This window comes from Stenotrophomonas sp. YJH_SMC_40 (assembly GCF_059368615.1).
In genome coordinates, this window is the sequence record NZ_JCAFRX010000003.1 from 320,478 (window position 1) to 342,694 (window position 22,217).

Consider the following 22,217-nt stretch of genomic DNA (forward strand, 5'->3'; position numbering starts at 1 on the left):
CCGCTGGCCGGCAGCCCCGGATTCCGGGTACCTGCAGATGCCGGCCAGCGGCCGGCACTACCGGGTTTGGCCGCATCCGGCACAATAGGCACCCCTCACGCCCCGCCGTATCGCCATGACCGACCTCGCCCCGCAGACCCCGATCGAAACCCTGCTGAAGGCGGCGATGGACGGGGCGGTGCCGATCCGCGCCTTCATGGAGGCCTTCGTCGCTTCCGAGGTAGTGCTGCTGACCGGCAGCCTGGTCACCCCGGACGGCAGCGGCTTCGACCCGCTGCTGTTCGACAAGCAGGGCACCCTGCATGTGGCGGTGTTCACCGAGCCGTCGCGGGTGGGCGTCTACAGCCAGCAGGCGCAACACCAGATCCGCTGGCTGATGCTGGACGTGCTGCGCCGCGTGCCGGGTGGCTACGGCGTGGTGATCAACCCGGGTACTTCGCTGGGCTTTGAGATCTCGCCCAGCGGCGTTGGCGAGATCCTGAAGGACTTCGCCCAAGGCTGAGTTGCCGTCGGGCCATTTGTAGCGTCGAGCCATGCTCGACTGCCTTTCGCGCATGGCCTGATGTGTCGAGCATGGCTCGACTTTACAGAAGGCTTCCCTTCGGGCGCCGTCCATGATCCCCTTGGGTGACATCGGGATCGAGGCATTGCCATGGAATTCAGGGGACTACCCGCCGACGCACCGGAACGGCAGCAATTGGCCCAGTGGTACCACGCGGAATGGGGCCAGGACGCCGGCCTGACACTGGAACAGGAGCTGCAGCGGCTCAATCCGCCACAGGACGCCGAAGGTTTCCCGCACCTGATCGCCGTATTCGATGACGGTCAGGTGCTTGGCGCAGTCCAGCTCAAGCGGCGGGAAATGCAGGCGTTCCCACAGTACGAACATTGGCTGGGCAGCGTGTTCGTGGCCGACAGCCATCGCGGGCGTGGGCTGGCTGGCGCGCTGGTGGAGCAAGCAGCGGCGCAGGCGGTGCGGATGGGGGTTTCCGATCTCTACCTGCAGACCGAGGCCCTGGACGGTGGGCTGTATGCGCGGCTGGGCTGGAAGCCGCTGCAGGAAGCCGACAACCGCAGCTATCGCGTGCTGGTGATGGTGCGCAGGTTGGCCGCATGAGCGCATCCACATCGCGCCATCCCCGCTCGGCCCTGATCTTCCTGATCGCGGCGATCGTTGCCGCGCTGGTGTCCATGCCCCTGCTGCGCGCGGTGGGCATGGTGCTGTGGCCGGTGTTCGTCATTGCCTGGCTGATCAACCTGGGCGCGGCCTGGCATCTGGCCCAGTGGGCGCGCCAGCAGCGCCGTTCGGCGTGGGCATTCGGGTTGCCGGCGGCGCTCGGCACCATCGCCTCGATCGTGGTCTATGTGCTGCTGGCATTGCTGGGGCCGAAGGCCCCGGTGCGCTGAACCTTCGCGACTGTCGTGGACAATGTGCCGAGCATGGCTCGGCACTACAGTAGGGCGAGCCAAGCCAAGCCAAGCCCGCACGTGTTGCGTGGAGCGCCGGCGCATAGGCCGGCGCTCCGTTACCTCACATCGTTACCTTGCGCCGGTTGTCATCGCTCACCCGGTCGATCAGCTTGTTGTAGGGATCGAAGCCTGCTTCGTCCGGCTTTTCATCCACCGTCACTGTGATCTTCGGATCGGCGTTGGTGATGTGGTGGCGCTGCAGGTACAGCACCTTCTGGTCGCGCTCCTTGCCCGACGGCCCATTGGCGAACACGCCGACCTCGACCCAGTCATCCATCTTTCCGTCGCTCTCCTTGCCCTTGCCGTCGGCGTACTGCTTGGCGGCGTGCAGGTCCAGGGTCACGTCGTAGCGGCCGTCATCGCGCTTGCGGGCGCTGGCGGCCATCACGCGGTTGTCGTAGAAGCTGATCTTCTCGAACAGGTCGGTGACCAGCTGCTGGCGGTCGGCCGGGGTCTCGGCGCGGATGTAGTCCAGCAGCTCGCGTGAGGTGGTGTACGGCGGTTGCTGGTACCCCTTGTCCTGCAGGAAGCGCTTCAATGCGCGGTTAAGCGCCTGCTCGCCGATCTCCTCGCGCAGCCGGTAGAACACCAGCGAACCCTTCTGGTAGTGGATGTACTGCTGGTTCTCCACGCGCTCCAGCGGCTGTTCCTCGATGGCCTCGCCGCCGCGGCCGGACAGGTAGCCGTCCAGCTCGCGCTTGAGGAACTGGCGCATGTGCTGGCGGCCGTACTCCTGCTCCATCACCATCAGTGCCGAATACTGCGACAGCGATTCGGACAGCACCGTCGCGCCCTGCACGTTGGCACCGATCACCTGGTGCGCCCACCACTGGTGTGCGATCTCGTGCGCGGTTACGTAGAAAACGTAGTCCACCTTGTCCGGGTCACGCAGGTCGGCGATGAAACCGATGGCCTCGGAGTAGGGGATGGTGTTGGCGAACGACTGCGCGAAGCGCGCATAGCCCGGGAACTCGATGATGCGTACCTGGCGGTGCTGGTACGGGGTGAAGTTCGCTTCGTAGTAGGCCAGCGACTTCTGCACCGCTTCGATCATACGGTCCACGTTGTAGCCGTGCGCCGGGTCGAAGTAGACCTCCACCGGGATGTTCTTGTACTTCGCCCTGCGCACCTCCCAGCGTGCCGACAGGTAGGCGTAGAAGTTCAGCATTGGCCGGTCCATGGCGTAGCTGAAGCAGCGCCGGCCATTTACCGTGGTCTCCTTCAGAAGGTAGCCCGGCGCCAACGCCACCTGGTCCGGTGCCGTGCAGACCGTGGTGCGGAAGTCGAGCCAGTCGGCATCGTTGGCTATGTACGTGTTGGCACGCGCGGCTTCGTCTTCCAGCTTGGGCATGCGCCGCGGCTCACCCAGGTCGCGCTTGCGCCGCTCGTTGCGATCGGTGATCTCGGCGCCTTCGTTGTAGCCGAACGACGGCAGTACGCGGCTGTTGAAGAAGGTGCCGTTGTCGACGATGTTGCTTGGTGCCTGGCCCGCGGTGATGCCGTTGGGCTTCTGCACCACCCGGAAATGCACGCTGCGGGTCTCACCCGGTTGCAGCGGTTTCTGCAGGCGGTAGATGCGGTAGCCGAGATCGGCGTCATGCATCGATAGTGTCTGCCCACCCAGGTCGACCGCGACCAGCTGCTTGTCATCGCCCATCGAGACGTGCACGTCCTGGATCGGCGTGGCGTGGGTATTGCGCACCGTCCAGTTCGCATCGATCACCATCGACTGCGATTCGGGGAACACGTCCACGCGGTTGTCCACCGCCACGATGCGGGGCTGCGGCAGGTTGCGGTACTTCGACAGCTCGCGCTCGTAGCGGGCCTGCAGGTCCAGCTGTTGATCCGGGGAAAGGAACTCGTTGCGGATGTTGGTGCTCCAGTACAGCCAGCCGCCCACGGCGACAAAGGCCAGGGCGGCCACTGCGGCGAAGGCACCGGTCGGGCCGCGCAGGCGACGGCCGGCCAGGGCCAGGCGCTGGCGCAGGCTCTGGCTGACACCTCGTACCCAGAAGGCCGACGCCAGGCACATCAAGGTCAGCAGGAACAGCGCCCAGTAGCCCTGGAACGCCAGTTGCCCGGTCAGGAAGTGGCCGTAGCCGTTCATGTCCGAATAGGGCGCGTTGGGCCAGCTGCCGAAGTTGTACAGGTTCTGCGTGTAGTCGAGCAGGCCGAGCATGCCCTGACCGATCATCACCACGATCAGCAATGCGTAACCGACGAACTTGTTGTTGGTGAGCACCTGCAGCACCAGCGCCAGGCCCCCCATCAGGATGTAGACCACCGAATCCAGCGCCAGGCTGCGCAGGTACAGCAACGGCTCCAGATGCGTGTAGCCCTTGGCCAGCTGCACGCCCATCGCGGCCAGCGCGCCGGCGGCCTGGAAGCAGACGATCACGGCCAGCAGTGCGGTGAACTTGGCCAGCAGCGGCACCCAGTTCGGCACTGGCATGGCATCGGTCACTTCATTGATGCGCGCACTGCGTTCCTTCCAGACCAGCTCACCGGCGAAGAACAGCACGATGATCACCAGCAGCCAGCTGAAGGCCCCCTGCAGGCCCATGATCATCTGCGAGGTGACCGGCCAGATCGAGGTGCCGTACAGGGTCTGCCGGAACAGCGCGCTGGGCAGGAAGTTGGCCAGGCCCAATACCAGCAGCACGATGAACGGCACGCTGCGCAGGACGCCGCGTGTATCGAAGCGGACCTGGCGCAGGAACTGCTGCCACGCCGTGCTGGCAGTGAACGCCGGCATCACGCGCGGCAGTGTCGCGCGGGTGGGGCGGACCACGCTGGCATCGGCAGCCGGTTGCGCCTGCCTGCGGCCCCAGCGCGGACGGCCACTGCCGCTGCGTTCGGTGCGGAACAGCGCGAAGGTGGCGGCGAACAGCGCGGCAGCCACGCCCAACCACAGGGCGCGGTTGGCCAGCAGGTAACCGGCCAGCTCGGGAATCCCGTTGTTGCGTTCGGCAGTGGACCAGTAGCGGATGGTACGGCCGAGTGCGCGCATGCCCAGCGGTTCGCTCAGCACCGCGATCCACGTATTGTCGATGTCGCGCAGCAGGGCCGCGCTGGCGCCGTACAGGACCAGGTAGGCCACCAGGCCGATGTAGACCCACAGGATCGAGCGGGTCAGCGCTGCCAGCAGCGACAGCAGCGCGGTGGTGAACAACAGGTTCGGAATGACGATGACCGCGAACGTCCAGGCATAGCCCTGCCAGCTGATCGGGCCCATGCGCTCGGGATCGACCCAGGGCATGAACGGCGCCAGCCACAGGCCGAACGCGATCAGGATGTAGACCAGCAGCCCGGCCGCCAGGGCGGCACCGATGCGCCCGGCCAGGTAATCGCGGCGCTTCACCGGGCTGGCGAAGATCAGTTCGGCAGTGCCGAGTTCGAAGTCACGCAACAGCGCGTTGCTGACGAACAGCGCGGTGACCAGCATGCCGAGCAGGGTGAAGATGCCCAGCATCTGCGCGATCACGGTGGGCGCGTTGCTGTGCACGTTGCCGGTGCCGCCACCGATCTGCACGGCGTCGCTGGACGCGGCGGCAAAGGCAAGCAGGGCGAACAGCCCGGCCAGCAGCCACAGCAGCGGGGATCGCAGCTGCTCGCGCAGCTCGAAGCGGAAGAAATTGAAGATCATGGCGTGCTCCGCTCAGGCTGCCGCGCGGGCACGGGCCTGCAGGCGCAGGCGCTGGAAGTACACATCCTCGAGGTCGGGAGCCACGGCCGCGAAGCCGTCGCCAGGGTCGTTGGCGCTGTGCACGTGGATCACCGGGCGGCCACCGACCAGGCGGGTGGACAGCACCACGTAGCGTGCCTCGTGGTCGGCCAGTTCCGAAGGATCAACCTGCTTGCGCCAGACCTGCTGCTGCAGGGCGTCGATGGCATCGGCCGGGCGCCCGGTCAGCAGCACCTGGCCTTTGTTCATGATCGCCATCGTCGGGCACAGATCGGTCACGTCCTCGACGATGTGGGTGGAGAGGATTACCGCCACGTTCTCGCCGATCGCCGCCAACAGGTTGAGGAAGCGGTTGCGTTCTTCCGGGTCGAGGCCGGCGGTGGGTTCATCGACGATCACCAGCCGCGGGTCACCCAGCAGCGCCTGGGCAATGCCGAAGCGCTGGCGCATGCCGCCGGAGTAGGTGCCCAGCTTGCGCTTGCGCGCGTCCCACAGGTTCACCTGCTGCAGCAGCCCATCGACCACCTCGCGGCGCCGCGCGCGCTGGGCCAGGCCCTTGAGCACTGCGAAATGCTCCAGCAGGTCCAGCGCGCTGACTTTCGGGTACACGCCGAAATCCTGCGGCAGGTAGCCCAGCCGGCGGCGCACCGCGTCCTTGTCGCGCAGCACGTCGATCGGCGCCTCGCCTGGAATGCTGAGCGTCGCCGTTCCGCTGTCGGCCTCCTGCAGGGTGGACAGCGTGCGCATCAGCGACGACTTGCCGGCGCCGTTGGGGCCGAGCAGGCCGAACATGCCGCGCGGGATGTCCAGGTTGACGTTGTTGAGCGCATGCACGCCGTTGGCGTACGTCTTCGACAGCGAATCGATCTTCAGCATGTGACGTACACCTTTCCATGGGCGATGTCTGCGCGTTATCCGCGCATCAGCGTCCGTGCGCATCCGCCGTTGGTCATGGGGGGGAATCAGGCCGTCGTGCGTTGGTAGGGGCGCCGGCCCTGCGGTGCCTACCCGCGCAGCGACGATTCCCGCACCACCAGCTTCACCGGGATGCTCTGGCTCTCCACCGGCTGCCGGCCGATCAGCGCCAGCAGGCGCTCGACCAGCAGTTGGCCAGCCTGCTTGGTGTCCTGCTGCACCGTGGTCAGCGCCGGGGATACCGAGGCCGCCAGCGGGATATCGTCGAAGCCGGTCACCGCCACGTCCTGCGGCACCCGCAGGCCCGCCTCGCGCAGGGCCCGCATCGCGCCGATGGCGATCAGGTCGCTGGCGGCGCAGATCGCATCGATCGGTTCACCGCGTGCCAGCAGCGCCTGGCAGGCTTCCTGGCCCGACGCCTCGGTGGTGATCGCATCGTGCTGCAGTGCCGGTTCGGCGGCCAGGCCGTGGTCCTGCAGGGCCGCGACATGGCCGCGGTAGCGCTCCTGGAATTCGGGGTAATGGCTGGAGGCATGGCCGAGGAAGGCGATGCGGCGGCAGCCCTGCTGTAACAGGTGGGTGGTGATGTCATGCCCGCCCTGGAAGTTGTCGCTGCCGATCGACACGCCGGGCTGGCCGGGCAGCGCGGCGCCCCAGCGCACGAAGTGCGTGCCCTGTTCAACCAGCCGCTGCAGGCGATCGCGCGATTCGTGGTAGTCGCCGTAGCCGAGCAGGATGATGCCGTCGGCTTTGTTGCTGTCCTCGTAATCGGCCTGCCAGTCGGTGGACAGCTGCTGGAACGAGACCAGCAGGTCCTGCCCGTGCAGGGCGCAGGCGCGGGTGATCGAGCCGAGCATCGAATGGAAGAACGGGTTGATCAGCGAGTCGTCGTTGGTCGGGTCCTCGAAGAACAGCAGGGCCAGAGTGCCGGCATTGCGCAGGCGCAGGCTGGAGGCGTTCTTGTCGACCTTGTAGTTCAGCTCGCGGGCGATGCGCAGGATGCGCTCGCGGGTCTCGGCGTTGACCATCGGGCTGCCACGCAGGGCCCGCGACACGGTCGGCTGGGAGACCCCGGCCAGGTGGGCGATGTCCAGGGAGGTGGCTTTGCCTTTGATCGTCATGGGAACGCGGGAGGGGGCAGGGGGAGGAGCTTGGGCATGATGCCATGGGCAGACGCCAATCCCCCTCCGGATGTCCACCGAAGCGAGGGTAAGTCATTGCCGGACAAGGAAATCAGTTCAATCCTCCTGCGCGGCCGGGGTCTTCTGACCGGGCGGATGGCGGCGGCAATGCTAAGATGCATCGTTCTCGCATTCCCCCAAATTTCAACAGGGGCGGCCTCGCCTACTGCACCCCCGCCCGGGGCTGTGCTATCACTGGCGGTCTGCCCCTGGACAACGGACGAAGGTACCTATGGCGCGCGGCATCAACAAAGTCATCCTGGTCGGCAATCTCGGCAACGACCCGGACGTGAAGTACACCCAGGGCGGCATGGCGATCACCCGCATCAGCCTGGCCACCACCAGCGTCCGCAAGGACAAGGATGGCAACCAGCAGGAGCGCACCGAATGGCACCGCGTGGTGTTCTTCGGCAAGCTCGGCGAGATCGCCGGCGAGTACCTGCGCAAGGGCAGCTCGGTCTACGTCGAAGGCAGCCTGCGCTACGACAAGTACACCGGCCAGGACGGCGTGGAGAAGTACTCCACCGACATCATTGCCGATGAAATGCAGATGCTGGGCGGCCGCGGTGAAGGCGGTGGCGGCGGCGGTGGTGGCAACTACGGCGGCGATCGTCCGCAGCGCCAGCAGGCGCCGCGCCAGGAGTATGGTGGCGGTGGTGGCCAGCGTGGTGGCCAGGGCGGCGGCTATGGCAACCAGGGCGGCAACCAGGGCGGCGGTTACGGCAACCAGGGTGGCAACCAGCGCCCGCAGCCGCAACAGGCGCCGCCGATGGACGACTTCGCTGACGACGATATTCCGTTCTGATCGAACGCTCGTTCGCAGCAGAAAGGAAAGCCCCGCTCATGCGGGGCTTTTCTTTTTGCGCGATGCCATCTGCGTTGTGCCTCGCACCATCAGTTTTTCGTGCACCGCGACTTGCAAACAGACAATTTCCTCCCCTATGGTGCAATCGATTGCATTGCTGTGAATCGTTGCGTTTGATACCGGTTGGGAGGCCGGAAGGTGGATGACCATCCATTCGATCAGACCGGCTCCTTCGAGGGGGCTCACGCGGCGCGATGCGCTGCGCATCGCAGTTGCCGGCAGCATTGGCCTGGGGGCCGCGACAACCGCGGGCGCATTGCCCGCATTCGCCGCCACGGCGCCACTCAAGGGCAACCTGAAGCATTCCGTCGCACGCTGGACCTTCCCGCAGCTGTCCGTTGCCCAGCTCTGCACGACAGTGAAGGACATCGGCTTTGCCGCGATCGACCTGGTCGGCCCGGAAGACTGGCCCACGCTGAAGGCGAATGGCGTGTACAGCTCGATGTGCAACGGCGCAGAACTGGGCCTGACCAAGGGCTTTGCCGGCCGCGAGTTCCACGACCAGCTGGTGGAACGCTACACGCGGCACATCGATCTTGTCGCCGATGCCGGCTATCGAAACCTCATCTGCTTTTCCGGCAACCGCAACGGTATGGACCCGCAGGACGGCATGGCCAATGCCGAGGCCGGGCTCAAGCGCATCCTCGGACATGCCGAGAATCGCGGCGTGGTGCTGGTGATGGAGCTGCTCAACTCCAAGGTCGATCATCGCGACTACCTGTGCGACCACTCCGCGTGGGGTGTGGAGCTGTGCCAGCGGCTCGGCTCGGACAATTTCGGCCTGCTCTACGACGTCTACCACATGCAGATCATGGAGGGCGACATCATCGCCACCATCGGCAAGCATCACGCCTGCTTCAAGCACTACCACACCGCAGGCGTGCCTGGCCGGAACGAGATCGGAGACCAGCAGGAGCTCCACTATCCAGCCATCTGTCGCGCGATCCGCGACACCGGTTTCAAGGGGTATCTGGCGCAGGAGTTCACGCCTGCAGCGTCCGATCCCGTTGCCTCATTGCGCGAGGCGATCCGCCTCTGCGACGTCTGAAACGATATCCACCCAGGTGAGAAACCCATGGCAGATAATCATTACGACGCCATTGTTGTTGGCTCGGGAATCAGTGGCGGTTGGGCGGCGAAGGAGCTGACCGAGAAGGGCCTGAAGGTCCTGATGCTGGAACGCGGGCGCAACATCGAGCACGTCAAGGACTACGTCAACGCGATGAAGGAGGCGTGGGATTTCCCGCACCGCAACCGGCCAACGCAGGCGATGAAGGCCGCCTTCCCGGTGCTGATGCGCGACTACGGCCTGGCCGAGAACCTGGAAGGAATGTGGGCCAACGAACAGGAATCGCCCTACATCGAGACCAAGCGCTTCGACTGGTTCCGTGGCTACCACGTCGGTGGTCGTTCCTTGATGTGGGGGCGGCAGAGCTATCGCTTCTCCGATCTGGATTTCGAGGCCAACCTCAAGGACGGCATCGCCACCGACTGGCCGATCCGCTACGCCGACATCGCGCCGTGGTACGACCACGTGGAGAAGTTCGCCGGCATCGCCGGCACGCGCGAAGGACTGGACGTGCTGCCGGACGGCGAGTTCCTGCCGCCGATTCCCCTGAACATCGTCGAGAAGGATGTGGCCGCGCGCATCAAGAAGGCCTTCGGCGGAACGCGGCACATGATCCACTCGCGCACTGCCAACATCACCCAGCCGATGCCCGAGCAGGGGCGCGTGAACTGCCAGTACCGCAACAAGTGCATCCTGGGCTGTCCCTTCGGTGCCTATTTCTCGACCCAGGCGGCGACGCTGCCAGCGGCGATGAAGACCGGCAATCTGACCTTGCGGCCGTTCTCGATCGTCAAGGAAGTGCTCTACGACAAGGACCGCAAGCGCGCGCGCGGCGTGGAGGTCATCGATGCCGAGACCGGGCAGACCTACCAGTACACGGCCAAGGTCATTTTCCTCAATGCATCGTCGTTCAACTCGACGTGGCTGCTGATGAATTCGGCCACCGACGTCTGGGACGGCGGGCTGGGCTCTTCGTCCGGCGAGTTGGGGCACAACGTGATGGACCATCATTTCGGGGCCGGTGCCTCGGGCCGGGTCGAGGGTTACGAAGACAAGTACTACTTCGGCCGCCGTCCCTGCGGCTTCTACATTCCGCGGTTCCGCAACGTCGCGGCCGACAAGCGTGGCTACCTGCGCGGGTTCGGCTACCAGGGCGGTGCCAGCCGCACCGGATGGTCGCGCGAGATCGCCGAGCTCAACATCGGTGCCGATCTGAAGGAGGCACTGACCGTGCCGGGTGACTGGCGCATCGGCATGACCGGGTTCGGTGAAATGCTGCCGCACCACGACAACACGATCCGCCTGGACCACGACCGCAAGGACAAATGGGGACTGCCGGTGCTGGCGATGGACGTGTCCATGCGCGCCAATGAACTGGCGATGCGCAAGGACATGGCCGCCGATGCCGCCGAGATGCTGGAGGCGGCCGGGGTCAAGGACGTGAAGATGCACGACAACGACTATGCCCCGGGCAAGGGCATCCACGAGATGGGGACCGCACGCATGGGACGTGACCGGAAGAGCTCGGTATTGAACCAGCACAACCAGGTCTGGGATGCACCCAATGTCTATGTGACCGACGGTGCCTGCATGACCTCCAGCGCCTGCGTGAATCCCTCGCTGACCTATATGGCGCTGACCGCGCGCGCGGCCGACCATGCGGTACGCGAACTGAAAGCGGGGAACCTCTGATGGATCGCCGCGAACTGTTGAAGATGATCGTTGCCGCTACCGGAGCGGCCATGGTTGGCCTGCCTGCGCTGGTGCATGGCAAGGTGCCGGCTGCCGGGGCGATGCCCGCGTTCTCCGATGCCGACATCGGCATGCTGGACGAGATCGCCGAAACCATCCTGCCGCGGACAAGGACGCCCGGGGCCAAGGACGCGGGTGCCGGTGCGTTCATGGCGACGTTCGTCAGCGACTGTTACACCGCCCGGCAGCAGGCGACGTTCCGCGCCGGCCTGGCCGACATCGACACGCGCGCCGGTGGCCGTTTCGTATCGCTCACGCCGGAAGCCCGCACCGGGTTGCTGCGAACGCTGGACGCCGAAGCCAAGGCACGCAATGCCGACGTGACCGAGACCGGCACTCCCGAGGAAGGCGAGGCCATGCCGCATTACTTCACGATGATCAAGCAGCTGGCCATCTTCGGCTTCTTCACTTCAAAGGTCGGGGCGACCGGTGTGCTGCAGTACGTCGCCGTGCCGGGCCGCTACGACGGTGAGCTGGCCTATGTCCCCGGTACGCCCGCGTGGGGGACCAGCTGATGGACGCCACCCTGATGCTCCGCCCTGCGTTGATCACGGCCGGCCTGCTGGCCGCTGCATCCGCATTCGCTCACGACGGCGCCGACGCTGCGCGTGACCCGAAGAAGACCGAAGTGTGGACGCCCGTGCCCGCAGTCGTGGCCACGCCGCCAGGCAAGGCCCCCTCCGATGCCATCGTGCTGTTCGATGGCAAGGATGTCTCGGCGTGGGAGGCAGAGCAGGGCGGGCGCGTGCCCTGGACGGTTGCCGATGGCGCCATGACCGTCGTTCCGGGCAGCAAAGGCATCCGCACCCGGCAACGCTTCTGCGATGTCCAGCTGCATGTCGAATGGCGTACCCCCACCGAGACGAAGGGCTTCGACGGCCAGAACCGGGGCAACAGCGGCATCTTCCTGCAGGAACTGTACGAGCTGCAGGTGCTCGACAGTTACAACAACCCGACGTATGCCAACGGCCAGGCGGGTTCGATCTACAAGCAGGCCATGCCACGGGTGAACGCCTCGCGCGCACCGGGCCAGTGGCAGGTCTACGACATCATCTGGAAGGCGCCGCGCTTCTCGCAGGGCGGCGGCCTGACGTCCCCCGCGCGCATCACCGTGCTGCACAACGGCGTACTCGTGCAGGACGACACCGTGCTGGCAGGCAGGACCGAGTACATCGGTGCGCCTTCGTACGCACCCCATGCGTGCGCGCCGCTCTATCTGCAGGAGCATGACTCCAGGGTCAGCTACCGCAACATCTGGGTGCGCGAACTGTAGCGGCACGCGGCCGGCGTGGTCGCCGGCCGCCTACTTCGCCAGATAGCTGGCGAGGTCGTCGATCTCCTGCTGCGACAGCTGGGCAAAGGGCGGCATCAATCCTCCGCCCTTCCTGATCTTGTCCTTGACCTGGGCGGGCTGAAGCCGCTTGCCGACGTCGGTGAGCGCCGGGAAGGTCGGCGGTACGCCGGCGCGTTCAGCACCGTGGCAGGCAGTGCAGTGCTGGGCATAGAGTTTCGCGCCGGCGGCAGGATCGTCCTTGGCCCGGGCTGCCGTTGAAGTGCTCATGCCGCCCAGAGCCAGGGCCAGGGCCAGGATCATCTTCATGTGGGGCTCCTTGATGCGTCAGCGCCGTGCACGGGTGGGCACGTTGGCGGGCAGGTGTTCACGCAGGTAGTCCGCGCCGGTCTGGATGACCTTGGCCGGGTCGCGTGGCTGGTCGTGTTCGACGATGTACCACTGCACCTTGGCCGCCGCAGCGGCGGGCAGGATCGCGTTCCAGTCCAGCACGCCCTGGCCCACCGCGGCGAATCCGCCTTCATCCTGGGCCTGGCCCTTCGGCGCATTGTCCTTGGCGTGCACCGCAAACACGCGTCCACGGAATTTTCCCAGCATCACCGCCGGGTCCAGGCCCGCGCGTGCAACCCAGGCCAGGTCCAGCTCGGTCTGCAGGTCGGGCCCGGCCGCTGCGAACAGCAGCTCCAGCCCGGTCTGACCGTCGAAGTCGGCCAGCTCGAAATCGTGGTTGTGATAGGCCAGGCGCATGCCCTTGCCGCGCACCTGCTTGGCGATGCGGCCCAGCTCCTTGCCCAATGCGGTCCAACCCGCGGCATCGGTTGGGCGGTCCTTCTGGTCCAGGTAAGGCACCACCAGCGTGCTGTTGCCGATCGACCGGTTGAACGTCACCACACCATCCAGGTTGCCCCGCAGCTCGGCCAGTGGCACGTGCGACGAAACCGCCTTGATCGAATACCGGTCCAGCAGCTGCTTGAGTTCGGTGGCGCTGGTGTTCTGCGTACCGACCGTTTCCACCGCACGGACGCCCGCGTCGTGGACGATCTTCAACTGCTGATCGAGCGAGCCTGCATTGCGCAGGGTGTACATCTGCACCGCGATCGGCTTCTGCGTGGTGGCGGCTTCGCTCGCGAAGACGGGCAGGGCAGCGAGCAGCAGGATGAGACTTGCACTTCTACGGAAAAGAGCTTTCATCAACAGATCCTCCCGGAATTCAACCGATGGTGGTCCAGGCACGTGACCTGGCTGATGCAATGACGCGATCGACGATCCGTGCCGAGCGCAGGCCGTCTTCGAAGGTGGGCAGGCCCTGCGGCCGCTCGCCTTCAATGGCGCGATAGGTGTCGGCGACAAACGCCTCGAAACACTGAGCGTAGCCCTGTGCATGCCCGGCCGGCAGCACGGAAAGGCGGCGTTGTTCGGCGCTGCCGGCACCGGGGCCGCGCATGAAGGTTTCCTCGCGCTGATCGGGCAGGCCGATCCAGAGTCGTTCGGCATCCTCCTGGTTGAAGGCCACGCTGGCCTTGGCACCATCGATCTCGAACCAGAGGCGGTTGTGGCGTCCGGCCGAGACCTGGCTGACCGTCAATGACGCCAGCGTGCCGGCGCCGGTCCTGAACATCGCTGCGGCCACGTCTTCGCTGGTGACAGCCTGCATCGCGCTGGCGGCCGTTGGCGTGCTGAAGCTCTGCCCGCTGACGGCGCCACGCTCGGCGATTACCGTGGAGAACGCCGCGTTCACTTCGGCGAAGCCCTCGCCACTGACCCATTCGACCAGGTCGCACCAGTGCGAACCGATGTCGGCGAACACGCGCGACGTGCCTCCCAGCGCGGGGTCCACGCGCCAGTTGTTGCTGGCCGGATCCAGCAGCCAGTCCTGCAGGTAGCTGCCGTGGATCAGGTGCAACGGCCCCAGATCGCCCTGGGCGATGCGTGCGCGCGCCTCCCGGACCACTGGGTGGTAGCGGTAGACGAAGGGCACCGTGGCAACCAATCCGGTCGATGCGGCCAGCGCCGCCAGCGCCTGTGCATCATCCAGCGTCGTCGCCAGCGGTTTCTCGCAGATCACGTGCTTGCCGGCTTCCAGCGCAGCCTGTGCCATGGCGCGGTGCAGATGGTTGGGCGTGCACACGTGCACGACCTGTACCTGCGGATCGGCGATCACCTCCTCGACATCCCGGTAGGCGCGCGGGACATTCCAGGACTGCGCGGCCTCATGCGCGCGCTGCGCTGACGAGGCGGCTACGCCGCGCACCTCGGCACCGGCCAGTAGTGCCGCACGACGATGCACTGCACCGATCATGCCGGCGCCGACGATGGCGATTCCAAGCTTGGGCATCGACGGGGATCCTCAGGGTGTGGAGGGCGCGGCCGTGACCGTCGGCCGGTCGCGGAACAGCAGCAGGAAGGCGATCAACACCACCAGTGCAACGCCGGCCGGGAACAGCCAGATCTGCTGCCAGTCGGGGCCGGCCTCGGTGGTGAAGTGCTCCACCACCGCGCCGGACAGGAAGGTGCCGATCAGCATTCCCACGCCGTAGGTAGCCAGGGTGATGAAGCCCTGTGCGCTGCTGCGCGCGGCGGGGCCGGCATGCGCATCGGTGTAGATCTGGCCGGTGACGAAGAAGAAGTCGTAGCAGATGCCGTGCAGCACGATGCCGATCACCAGCAGCGAGAAGCCGCTGCCCGCATCGCCGAAGGCGAACATGGCGTAGCGCACCACCCAGGCGGCCATGCCGACCGCCAGCATGGTCTTCACCCCCAGCCGCACGAACAGGAACGGCATGGCCAGCATGAGCAGCACTTCGGAGACCTGGCCCAGCGACTGCAGGCCTGCTGCGCCGCGCACGCCCAGGTCGTTGAGATACGGATTGGTGAAGTTGTAGTAGAACGACAGCGGAATGCAGATGGCGATGGACGCCAGGAAAAACACCAGGTAGGCGCGCGACTTCAGCAGTCGCAACGAATCCAGCCCCAGGATCTGCCCCAGTCCGGCATCGCGCTGCTGCGCCAGCGGTGGCGTGTGCGGCAGGGTGAATGCATACAGGCCCAGCACCAGCGATGCCAGCGCGGCCATGCGGAAGGTCAGTTCAAGCCGATGGGCCTGTTCCCAGCCCAGCCAGCCGATCAGCACACCGGCGATGATCCAGCCGATGCTGCCGGCCACGCGTACCAGCGGGAACTGTTTCTCGGGCGACTGCATGTGCCGCATCGCCACGCTGTTGGCCAGTGCCAATGTCGGCATGAACAGCAGCATGTAGCCCATCACGCAGGCCGAGAACACGCTGAAGCTGGTGGCGGTGGACGCCAGCCACATCAGCACCGCGCCGGCCAGGTGCAGCACCGCAAGGATGCGCTGCGCCGCGAAGTAGCGGTCGGCGATCAGGCCGACCAGGAACGGCGCCACGATGGCGCCGATGGACTGGCTGAGGAAGGCGGTGGCCACCTGGCTCGCGCTGGCCTGCAGCGGGCCCTGCACCAGGTAGGTTCCGAGGGTGACGAACCACGCCCCCCAGATGAAGAACTGCAGAAACATCATCGCGCCCAGGCGCGACATGGCGTGCGTCATGGCTTGCCCTCCCGGGGCGGTCTTGGCTCAGATTCCCAGCATGCGGTGCAGTGATGCGGCGTCCGTGCCACTGTCGGCAAAGTCGTCGAAGGCGCGTTCGGTCACGCGGATGATGTGGTCGCGGATGAAGGCGGCACCCTCGCGTGCGCCGTCCTCGGGGTGCTTCAGGCAGCATTCCCATTCCAGTACCGCCCAGCCGGGGAAGTCGTACTGGGCGAACTTCGAGAAGATCGCCTTGAAGTCGATCTGGCCATCACCGAGCGAACGGAAGCGGCCCGGACGCTCGATCCAGTCCTGGTAGCCGCCATACACGCCGCTGCTTGCGCTGGGGCGATACTCCGCGTCCTTGACGTGGAAGATGCCGATGCGCGCGTGGTAGCGGTCGATGAAACCCAGGTAGTCCATCTGCTGCAGCAGCAGGTGGCTGGGGTCGTACAGGATCTTGGCGCGGGGGTGATGATCCACCACATCGAGGAAGCGTTCGAAGGTCGCGCCATCGTGCAGGTCCTCACCCGGGTGGATCTCGAAGCAGAGATCCACGCCGCAGGCATCGAAGGCATCGAGGATCGGGCGCCAGCGGCGGCCGAGTTCGGCGAAGGCTTCTTCCACCAGTCCCGGTGGGCGCTGCGGCCAGGGATAGAAATAGGGCCAGGCCAATGCGCCGGAGAACGTGGCATGCGCGGTCAGCCCCAGCCGCTGGCTGGCTTTGGCGGCCAACAGAAGCTGCTCCACTGCCCAGGCCTGGCGGGCCGCGGGATCGCCGCGCTTGTCCGCGGGTGCGAATCCGTCGAACAAGCTGTCGTAGGCCGGATGGACCGCGACCAGCTGCCCCTGCAGATGGGTGGACAGCTCGGTGATCTGCACGCCATGACCGGCCAGCATGCCGGCGACGTCGTCGCAGTACGCCTGGCTGCGCGCGGCCTCGGCCAGATCGAACAGGTGGGGCGCCGTGGTGGGGACTTGTACGCCAGAATAGCCCAGACCCGCAGCCCATCCGGCCAGCGTGTCCAGCCGATCAAAAGGAGCCGTGTCGCCGATGAACTGCGCCAGGAACAGCGCTGGACCCTTGAGCGTCTTCAACGTGATTCGCCCTCGATGCAATCGATTGCATTATCCTAGCAGGGGCTTACGCAGGACCTGTTGTGCAGTGCACAGCGGGCGGGAGAACTAACGCCATGGCCACCATCTACGACATCGCAAAGCACGTCGGCGTCTCCGCCGGCACCGTGTCGCGTGCACTTTCGCGGCCGGACAAAGTGCTGCCGGCCACGCGCGCGCGCATCGAGCAGGCCGCCGCGGCGTTGGGCTACGTGCCCAACACGGTTGCCCGAACGCTCAAGACCCAGCGCAGCGGCAAGATCCTGGTCACGGTGCCGGATATCGCCAACCCGTTCTTCGCGCAGATCCTGCAGGGCGCGGAAGACGCCGCGCAGGCTGTCGGCTATGCGGTGCTGCTGGGCGATACGCAGGACCAACCCGACCGCGAGGAGCGCTACGCGCAGATGCTCCGGCGCAACGAGGCCGACGGCATGATCGTGCTTGGCCATCGCCTGCCACCGACGGCGCGCGAGATTGTCCAGCAGAGGGGGGCTGCCGCGCCGGTGGTCAACGGCTGCGAGTTCGATCCCGCGCTGGGCCTGCCCAGTGTACACATCGATAATGCCGCCGCCGCACGCGCCGTCATGGAGCACTTGTACGCACTGGGCCATGAACGGATCGCCGTGGTCGGTGGGCCGCCGGACAATCCCCTGCACCAGCAGCGCCTGGAAGGGGTGCGGGCGGCCGGCAATGCGCGTGGCCGCCTGCGCCAGCTGAGCATCGTGCCCGGGGATTTTTCAGTGGAATCCGGCCATGCGGCTGCCATGGCGCTGCTGGACGGCACGTCCGCACCAACGGCGATCTTCTGCTTCAGCGACCAGATGGCGCTGGGCACCCTGGCGGCCTGCCGGGAGCTGGGCATCCGCGTGCCGGAAGACCTGTCCATCGTCGGCTTTGATGATCTGGCGTCTTCCCGCTACCTCACGCCGCCGCTGACGACCATCCGGCAGCCGATGCGGGAAATCGGCGCGCGCGCGGTCAACCTGCTGCTCGCCATCATCGAACAGGTGGATGTTCCGCTTCAACAGACGCTGGATTTCAGCCTGATGGTGCGGGGATCGACGGCTGCGCCCCGACGCAGGTGACCACGGGGTGGGGCCGCGGGAGGGTGGCAGCCGGCCCGCGCGATATCGTGCAACCTTGATCCCGAATTGACGCAAAGCTGTCAGACTCATCGCAGGCAGCCCGGCAAGGGCCGTAGCAGCAGGTGCGATCGCGCAAGGGGGGCGGCAATGCCATTTTTCACCGATTCGGCGGAAGGCGCGGTCGAAGGCATTGGCGCGGCACGTCGCATCGGCTGGATGCGTTTCGTCGGCAATGGACTGGGAGCGATCCCCATCGCCTCGATCATGCTTGAACGCCAGGATGGCGGGCTGGCGTGGGTCCTGCTGCTGCTCAACGCGCTGGCGTGGCCGGCACTGGCATTGCTGCTGACCCAGCGCTCCCGCCAGCCGGCGGTCGTCCAGTTCCGATGCATGGTGGCCGACTCCTTCTTCGGCGGTGGCTGGATCGCCTTCATGGCGTTGAGCGCGGTGCCCAGCGCACTGTTCGCCGCGCTGCTGGTGGCCGACAAGATCGCCGCCGGTGGCGTGCGCCTGGCGATGCGCGCCACGCTGGCCCTGCTGCTGGGCTTCGCACTCACCTGGTGGCTGCTCGGCTTCCCTTACCAGCCGGTCACCTCGCAGCGCACGATCGTGCTGAGTGTCCCGTTCCTGTTCGTGTATGGCATCGGCCTCAGCATTCTCAGCTGGCAGCTGGCGCGCCGGGTCAAATCGCAGAACCGTCAGCTGCAGCGGCTCAGCCGGATGGACCCGCTGGTCGAGCTGGCCAACCGTGGCTTCCTGATCCTGCGTGCGCAGCAGGCGCTGGACCGGGCCCAGGGCCAGGGCGGCTTTGCCTGCCTGCTGATGCTCGATGTGGATGATTTCAAGCGCATCAATGACTCGCATGGCCACCGCGCCAGTGACGAGGTGCTGCGGCATATCGCGGCGACATTGCGCACCTTTGCCCGGCCCGGTGATACGCCCGCGCGGCTGGGGGGCGATGAGTTCGTAGTGCTGCTGCGCGACTGCGCGCCCGTCGATGCGATGCACGTGGCCGAGCGGGTGCGCCTGCACCTGCTGGAGGCCGCGCGGCAGGCCACGCCGGGCGTGGAGTTCAGCGTGAGTATCGGCATTGCCGCGACGCCGCGTGGCGGTAGTGTCGAGGACTGGTTGGCACTGGCCGACCGCGCGCTCTACCACGCCAAGCGGCAGGGCAAGAACACAGCCAGCTACGGCGAGTGAGTGCGGCACGGCTGCCGCCGAACGAGGCCGAAACGCCCGTTCATCCTGCACGCGGAATCGGCACGCCAATCCTCTACCATGGGCCACCCCGCCCGGACGCGCCGCCCATGCAAGACGCCCTCGTTGCCCAGCCCAAGCCCCCCGTTGCGAGGATCGCGGCCTGGCTGATGATGCTGTTGGGCATGTGGCTGGCGCTGAAGCTCGGCCTGGTGGTGACGCTGCTGTCGGGCCTGCTGGTGTTCCAGCTGACCCATGTGCTGGCGTCCACTGTGGAAGGCAGGCTGCCGCCGGGACGGGCGCGGGCGATCGCGGTGATCGTGCTGTCGGCGATCATCATCAGCGCGCTGGTGCTGGCCGGGATCGGTGTGGCGTCGTTCTTCCGCAACGAGACCGGTGGGCCGGACGCGCTGCTGGCACGGCTGATGGATATCCTCAATTCGTCGCGCCACCAGGTTCCAGCGCTGCTGCAGCCGTATATCCCCGAGGACATGCCGGCGCTGCGTGCGGCGCTGAATGACTGGGCCGCCGAGCACCAGCGCCAGCTGGGCGTGGCCGGTACCTCGGTGGTGCAGGTGGGTGTACGCGTACTGATCGGCATGGTGCTGGGCGCGATGATTGCGCTGTACGACGAACTGCCGCTGCCGACGATGGGGCCGCTGGCGCAGGAGCTGATCGGGCGCACCAGCCGCCTGGCCACCGCGTTCCGCCAGGTGGTGTTCGCGCAGGTGAAGATCTCCCTGCTCAACACTATTTTCACCGCCATCTTCCTGCTGGGCGTGCTGCCGTTGTTCGGCGTGCACCTGCCCCTTTCCAAGACGCTGGTGCTGATCACCTTCATCGCCGGCCTGCTGCCGGTGGTGGGCAACATCATCTCCAATACGATCATCAGCATCGTCGCGTTGTCGGTCTCGTTCTATGTGGCCGTGGCCGCGCTGCTGTACCTGATCGTGATCCACAAGCTGGAGTACTTCCTCAATGCGCGCATCGTCGGTGGCGAGATCCAGGCGCGTGCCTGGGAGCTGCTGCTGGCCATGCTGGTGATGGAGGCGGCCTTCGGCCTGCCGGGCCTGGTCGCCGCGCCGGTGTTCTATGCCTACGTGAAGCGCGAACTGGTCGACCAGCGCTGGATCTGACGCGGCTGGGCATGACGTATTTGTCCCGGTTCGAATGTTCGCGCGGCCTTGTCGGTGCGTTCGCGGTCGGCAGGGTATACCCACCGCCACGGTTGGCCCGCGAGTGGCTTGGCGCCTGTGTAGCCGGCCGTTACAGTGTTCGGCACTACAGGGGAAATGTGCATGGCCCGCAAGGCGTCGCCCATCGGATTGCGGACCTGGGTCTGGATCCTGGCTGGGCTGTTCGTAGTCTGTACGCTGCCGCTGATGGCCATCGCACTGGTGCAGGGCACGCTGCGCTTCACGGCCGCCGAGGACAACCTGGCCAGCCTGCGCCAGCTGCGGCAGACCTTCGACCTGGCCAACCTGGTGTCGGCCGAACGCGGCCCCGCCAACAGCCTGCTGGGGGCCGACCCGGCCGATGCGGCCGAGCAGGCACCGCTGGCCGCGCAGCTGGCGGCCGCGCGCAAGCGGGTCGACGCTGCCCTGCTGCAGCTGGACACCGTGTTCAAGGCTGATCCGGGAGTGGTCGACGAGCATGGGCTGCTGGCCGACGCGCAACGTCGCCTGCAATCGGCGCGGGCTGCGGTCGACCGGGTCGTGGCGCAGCCCCATGACGCACGCCGCGTGGAGGAGGTGGAGCGTGCGATCAGTGGCATGTTCGCCGTGGTCGATCGCCTGCACCTGCTGACCTCGGCACAGATCAACGTGCTGGTCAGCGCCGACCGTGAAGCAGCGATTCCGGCGATGCAGGGCCAGGTGCTGATCGATCTTCGCGAGCATGGTGGCCGCCTGGCCTCGAATGTGATGGCGCCGGTGGCGGTGCCAGGGGCATGGCGGGAGGAACAGGTACGCGCTGCACTGCAGACCGAGGGTCGCCTGTTGGAGCTGTGGCGGTTGGCGGGCAGCCACGAGTCGGTGTTCCGCAGTGACCCTGAATTGTCATGGCACTGGGACATGGCGCGTCGGCAGTTCTTCGGCGAATCGCTGCCGATGATCGAGCAGTTGATCGAAGATGGCCGCCGAGGCCTGCCGCCGCAATGGACCGCCGCCGAATTCACCACGCGCTACGTGCCGACCCTGCAGTCGCTTGAGGCGCTGCGTGATGGCTACCTGAGCGTGTCCATCGCCCGCTTTGAACGCACCCGCAATCGCGAGGCCATGCGCCTGGCCGTGCTGGTGGCGACCGCGCTGGGCACACTGGTGGTGCTGGGCGTGGCATTGCGCATTGCCCACCGGCAGATCCTGCAGCCGTTGCTGCAGGCGCAGGCGCAGGTGATCCAGCTTGCGTCGGATGCACCCGGTCCGGAGCAGCATGTCACCCACCCGCTGGCCGAGATGCAGCGCTTGTTCGACGCCATCGAAGTACTGCGTGAGAAATCGCGCGAGCGCTCGGCACTGACCAGCGAGCTGCGCCAGCTCGCTGGCACCGACGAGCTGACCGGATTGTTGAACCGGCGCGCGCTGGATGAGGTGGTGCAGCAGAGACACGCGGGGGGCGATGCAAGCGCCGTGGTGATCCTGCTGGACGTGGATCGCTTCAAGGCGATCAACGATGGCCATGGTCATGATGCCGGCGACGAAGTGCTGGTGCGGGTGGCGCAGTTGTTGCGGCACCACCTGCGCCGCAGCGACAGCATCGCCCGTTATGGCGGCGAGGAATTCCTGGTGCTGCTGGCCGACGGTGATCTGGCCGGTGGCCGGCAGCTGGCCGAGTCATTGCGATTGGCCCTGCAGCAGATGGACATCGCGCTGGCCGGCGGCACCGTGCTGCGGGTGACCGCCAGTTTCGGCGTGGCCGAGGGCGGCACCGACGCGCTGGGCTGGCGCACCCTGCTGCGTGCCGCCGATGCGGCCATGTACCGGGCCAAGGCGCAGGGGCGTGATCGGGTACGGGTGGCGGGCGGCGGTCGCATCACGCGCTGAGGG

General features: G+C 66.5%; 20 protein-coding genes. 12 read left to right on the plus strand and 8 right to left on the minus strand.

The window, feature by feature from the left end:
- Positions 1-115 precede the first annotated feature (115 nt).
- The 3 genes from AC5P6X_RS07365 (at position 116) to AC5P6X_RS07375 (ending at position 1,407) form a co-directional block, all read left to right on the plus strand.
- Positions 116-502 (plus strand): SseB family protein, encoded by a 387-nt coding sequence (locus tag AC5P6X_RS07365; RefSeq protein WP_005412550.1) that lies wholly within the window; start codon positions 116-118, stop codon positions 500-502.
- A 150-nt stretch (positions 503-652) separates the two neighbouring features.
- The gene (locus tag AC5P6X_RS07370) at positions 653-1,117 is read left to right on the plus strand and encodes a GNAT family N-acetyltransferase (protein WP_049448646.1); all 465 of its coding nucleotides are present in this window, start codon (positions 653-655) and stop codon (positions 1,115-1,117) included.
- The gene (locus AC5P6X_RS07375) at positions 1,114-1,407 is read left to right on the plus strand and encodes a hypothetical protein (RefSeq protein WP_049448648.1); all 294 of its coding nucleotides are present in this window, start codon (positions 1,114-1,116) and stop codon (positions 1,405-1,407) included. The genes AC5P6X_RS07370 and AC5P6X_RS07375 overlap by 4 nt, the downstream gene beginning before the upstream one ends.
- A 124-nt stretch (positions 1,408-1,531) precedes the next feature.
- Here AC5P6X_RS07375 and AC5P6X_RS07380 read toward each other — a convergent pair whose 3' ends face one another.
- The 3 genes from AC5P6X_RS07380 to AC5P6X_RS07390 all read right to left on the minus strand — a co-directional run bounded on the left by AC5P6X_RS07380 (position 1,532) and on the right by AC5P6X_RS07390 (position 7,191).
- Positions 1,532-5,116, minus strand: coding sequence for an ABC transporter permease/M1 family aminopeptidase (locus AC5P6X_RS07380; protein WP_329756669.1), 3,585 nt, complete (start codon positions 5,114-5,116; stop codon positions 1,532-1,534).
- A 12-nt stretch (positions 5,117-5,128) separates the two neighbouring features.
- Positions 5,129-6,031, minus strand: coding sequence for an ABC transporter ATP-binding protein (locus tag AC5P6X_RS07385; protein ID WP_329756671.1), 903 nt, complete (start codon positions 6,029-6,031; stop codon positions 5,129-5,131).
- Between the two features lie 128 nt (positions 6,032-6,159).
- Positions 6,160-7,191, minus strand: a complete 1,032-nt coding sequence (locus AC5P6X_RS07390) for a LacI family DNA-binding transcriptional regulator (protein WP_012479391.1) — start codon at positions 7,189-7,191, stop codon at positions 6,160-6,162.
- Positions 7,192-7,483: 292 nt separating this feature from the next.
- Here AC5P6X_RS07390 and AC5P6X_RS07395 point away from each other — a divergent pair, with 292 nt between their 5' ends.
- The 5 genes from AC5P6X_RS07395 (at position 7,484) to AC5P6X_RS07415 (ending at position 12,210) form a co-directional block, all read left to right on the plus strand.
- Positions 7,484-8,056 carry a single-stranded DNA-binding protein gene (locus AC5P6X_RS07395; protein ID WP_005408464.1) on the plus strand — a complete coding sequence of 191 codons (573 nt, stop codon included), beginning with the start codon at positions 7,484-7,486 and terminating at the stop codon, positions 8,054-8,056.
- Positions 8,057-8,258: 202 nt separating this feature from the next.
- Positions 8,259-9,164 (plus strand): hydroxypyruvate isomerase family protein, encoded by a 906-nt coding sequence (locus AC5P6X_RS07400; protein WP_329756673.1) that lies wholly within the window; start codon positions 8,259-8,261, stop codon positions 9,162-9,164.
- Positions 9,165-9,191: 27 nt separating this feature from the next.
- Complete coding sequence (locus AC5P6X_RS07405; protein ID WP_088436899.1) at positions 9,192-10,877, plus strand: GMC oxidoreductase; 1,686 nt, start codon at positions 9,192-9,194, stop codon at positions 10,875-10,877.
- Complete coding sequence (locus AC5P6X_RS07410) at positions 10,877-11,452, plus strand: gluconate 2-dehydrogenase subunit 3 family protein (RefSeq protein WP_495215385.1); 576 nt, start codon at positions 10,877-10,879, stop codon at positions 11,450-11,452. The genes AC5P6X_RS07405 and AC5P6X_RS07410 overlap by 1 nt, the downstream gene beginning before the upstream one ends.
- Entirely contained in the window at positions 11,452-12,210 is a 759-nt protein-coding gene (locus AC5P6X_RS07415) for a 3-keto-disaccharide hydrolase (RefSeq protein WP_049448744.1), read from the plus strand. Before AC5P6X_RS07410 ends, AC5P6X_RS07415 begins: the two co-directional genes overlap by 1 nt.
- Before the next feature lie 30 nt (positions 12,211-12,240).
- On the opposite strand, the gene AC5P6X_RS07420 is transcribed toward AC5P6X_RS07415, so the two are convergent.
- Genes AC5P6X_RS07420 through AC5P6X_RS07440 form a run of 5 tightly spaced genes read right to left on the minus strand, consistent with a single transcriptional unit; the run spans position 12,241 to position 16,873 of the window.
- Positions 12,241-12,537: a c-type cytochrome gene (locus AC5P6X_RS07420; protein ID WP_012479397.1), complete on the minus strand. Its 297-nt coding sequence runs from the start codon at positions 12,535-12,537 to the stop codon at positions 12,241-12,243.
- 18 nt (positions 12,538-12,555) lie between these two features.
- Positions 12,556-13,419, minus strand: coding sequence for a sugar phosphate isomerase/epimerase family protein (locus AC5P6X_RS07425; RefSeq protein ID WP_108270290.1), 864 nt, complete (start codon positions 13,417-13,419; stop codon positions 12,556-12,558).
- A 19-nt stretch (positions 13,420-13,438) separates the two neighbouring features.
- Positions 13,439-14,563 carry a Gfo/Idh/MocA family protein gene (locus AC5P6X_RS07430; protein WP_329756676.1) on the minus strand — a complete coding sequence of 375 codons (1,125 nt, stop codon included), beginning with the start codon at positions 14,561-14,563 and terminating at the stop codon, positions 13,439-13,441.
- Positions 14,564-14,575: 12 nt separating this feature from the next.
- Positions 14,576-15,793: a nucleoside permease gene (locus AC5P6X_RS07435; RefSeq protein ID WP_033833422.1), complete on the minus strand. Its 1,218-nt coding sequence runs from the start codon at positions 15,791-15,793 to the stop codon at positions 14,576-14,578.
- 27 nt (positions 15,794-15,820) lie between these two features.
- Positions 15,821-16,873, minus strand: coding sequence for a sugar phosphate isomerase/epimerase family protein (locus AC5P6X_RS07440; RefSeq protein WP_049448662.1), 1,053 nt, complete (start codon positions 16,871-16,873; stop codon positions 15,821-15,823).
- Between the two features lie 95 nt (positions 16,874-16,968).
- Between AC5P6X_RS07440 and AC5P6X_RS07445 the strand changes: the two genes are divergently transcribed.
- The 4 genes from AC5P6X_RS07445 (at position 16,969) to AC5P6X_RS07460 (ending at position 22,214) form a co-directional block, all read left to right on the plus strand.
- The gene (locus AC5P6X_RS07445; protein WP_329756679.1) at positions 16,969-17,976 is read left to right on the plus strand and encodes a LacI family DNA-binding transcriptional regulator; all 1,008 of its coding nucleotides are present in this window, start codon (positions 16,969-16,971) and stop codon (positions 17,974-17,976) included.
- Positions 17,977-18,123: 147 nt separating this feature from the next.
- Positions 18,124-19,176 carry a sensor domain-containing diguanylate cyclase gene (locus AC5P6X_RS07450; RefSeq protein ID WP_495215387.1) on the plus strand — a complete coding sequence of 351 codons (1,053 nt, stop codon included), beginning with the start codon at positions 18,124-18,126 and terminating at the stop codon, positions 19,174-19,176.
- Positions 19,177-19,283: 107 nt separating this feature from the next.
- A complete protein-coding gene (locus AC5P6X_RS07455; protein ID WP_150359551.1) occupies positions 19,284-20,309 on the plus strand; it encodes an AI-2E family transporter in 1,026 nt (341 codons plus the stop codon).
- A 162-nt stretch (positions 20,310-20,471) separates the two neighbouring features.
- Positions 20,472-22,214 (plus strand): GGDEF domain-containing protein, encoded by a 1,743-nt coding sequence (locus tag AC5P6X_RS07460; protein WP_111150158.1) that lies wholly within the window; start codon positions 20,472-20,474, stop codon positions 22,212-22,214.
- The last annotated feature ends 3 nt before the right edge of the window (positions 22,215-22,217 follow it).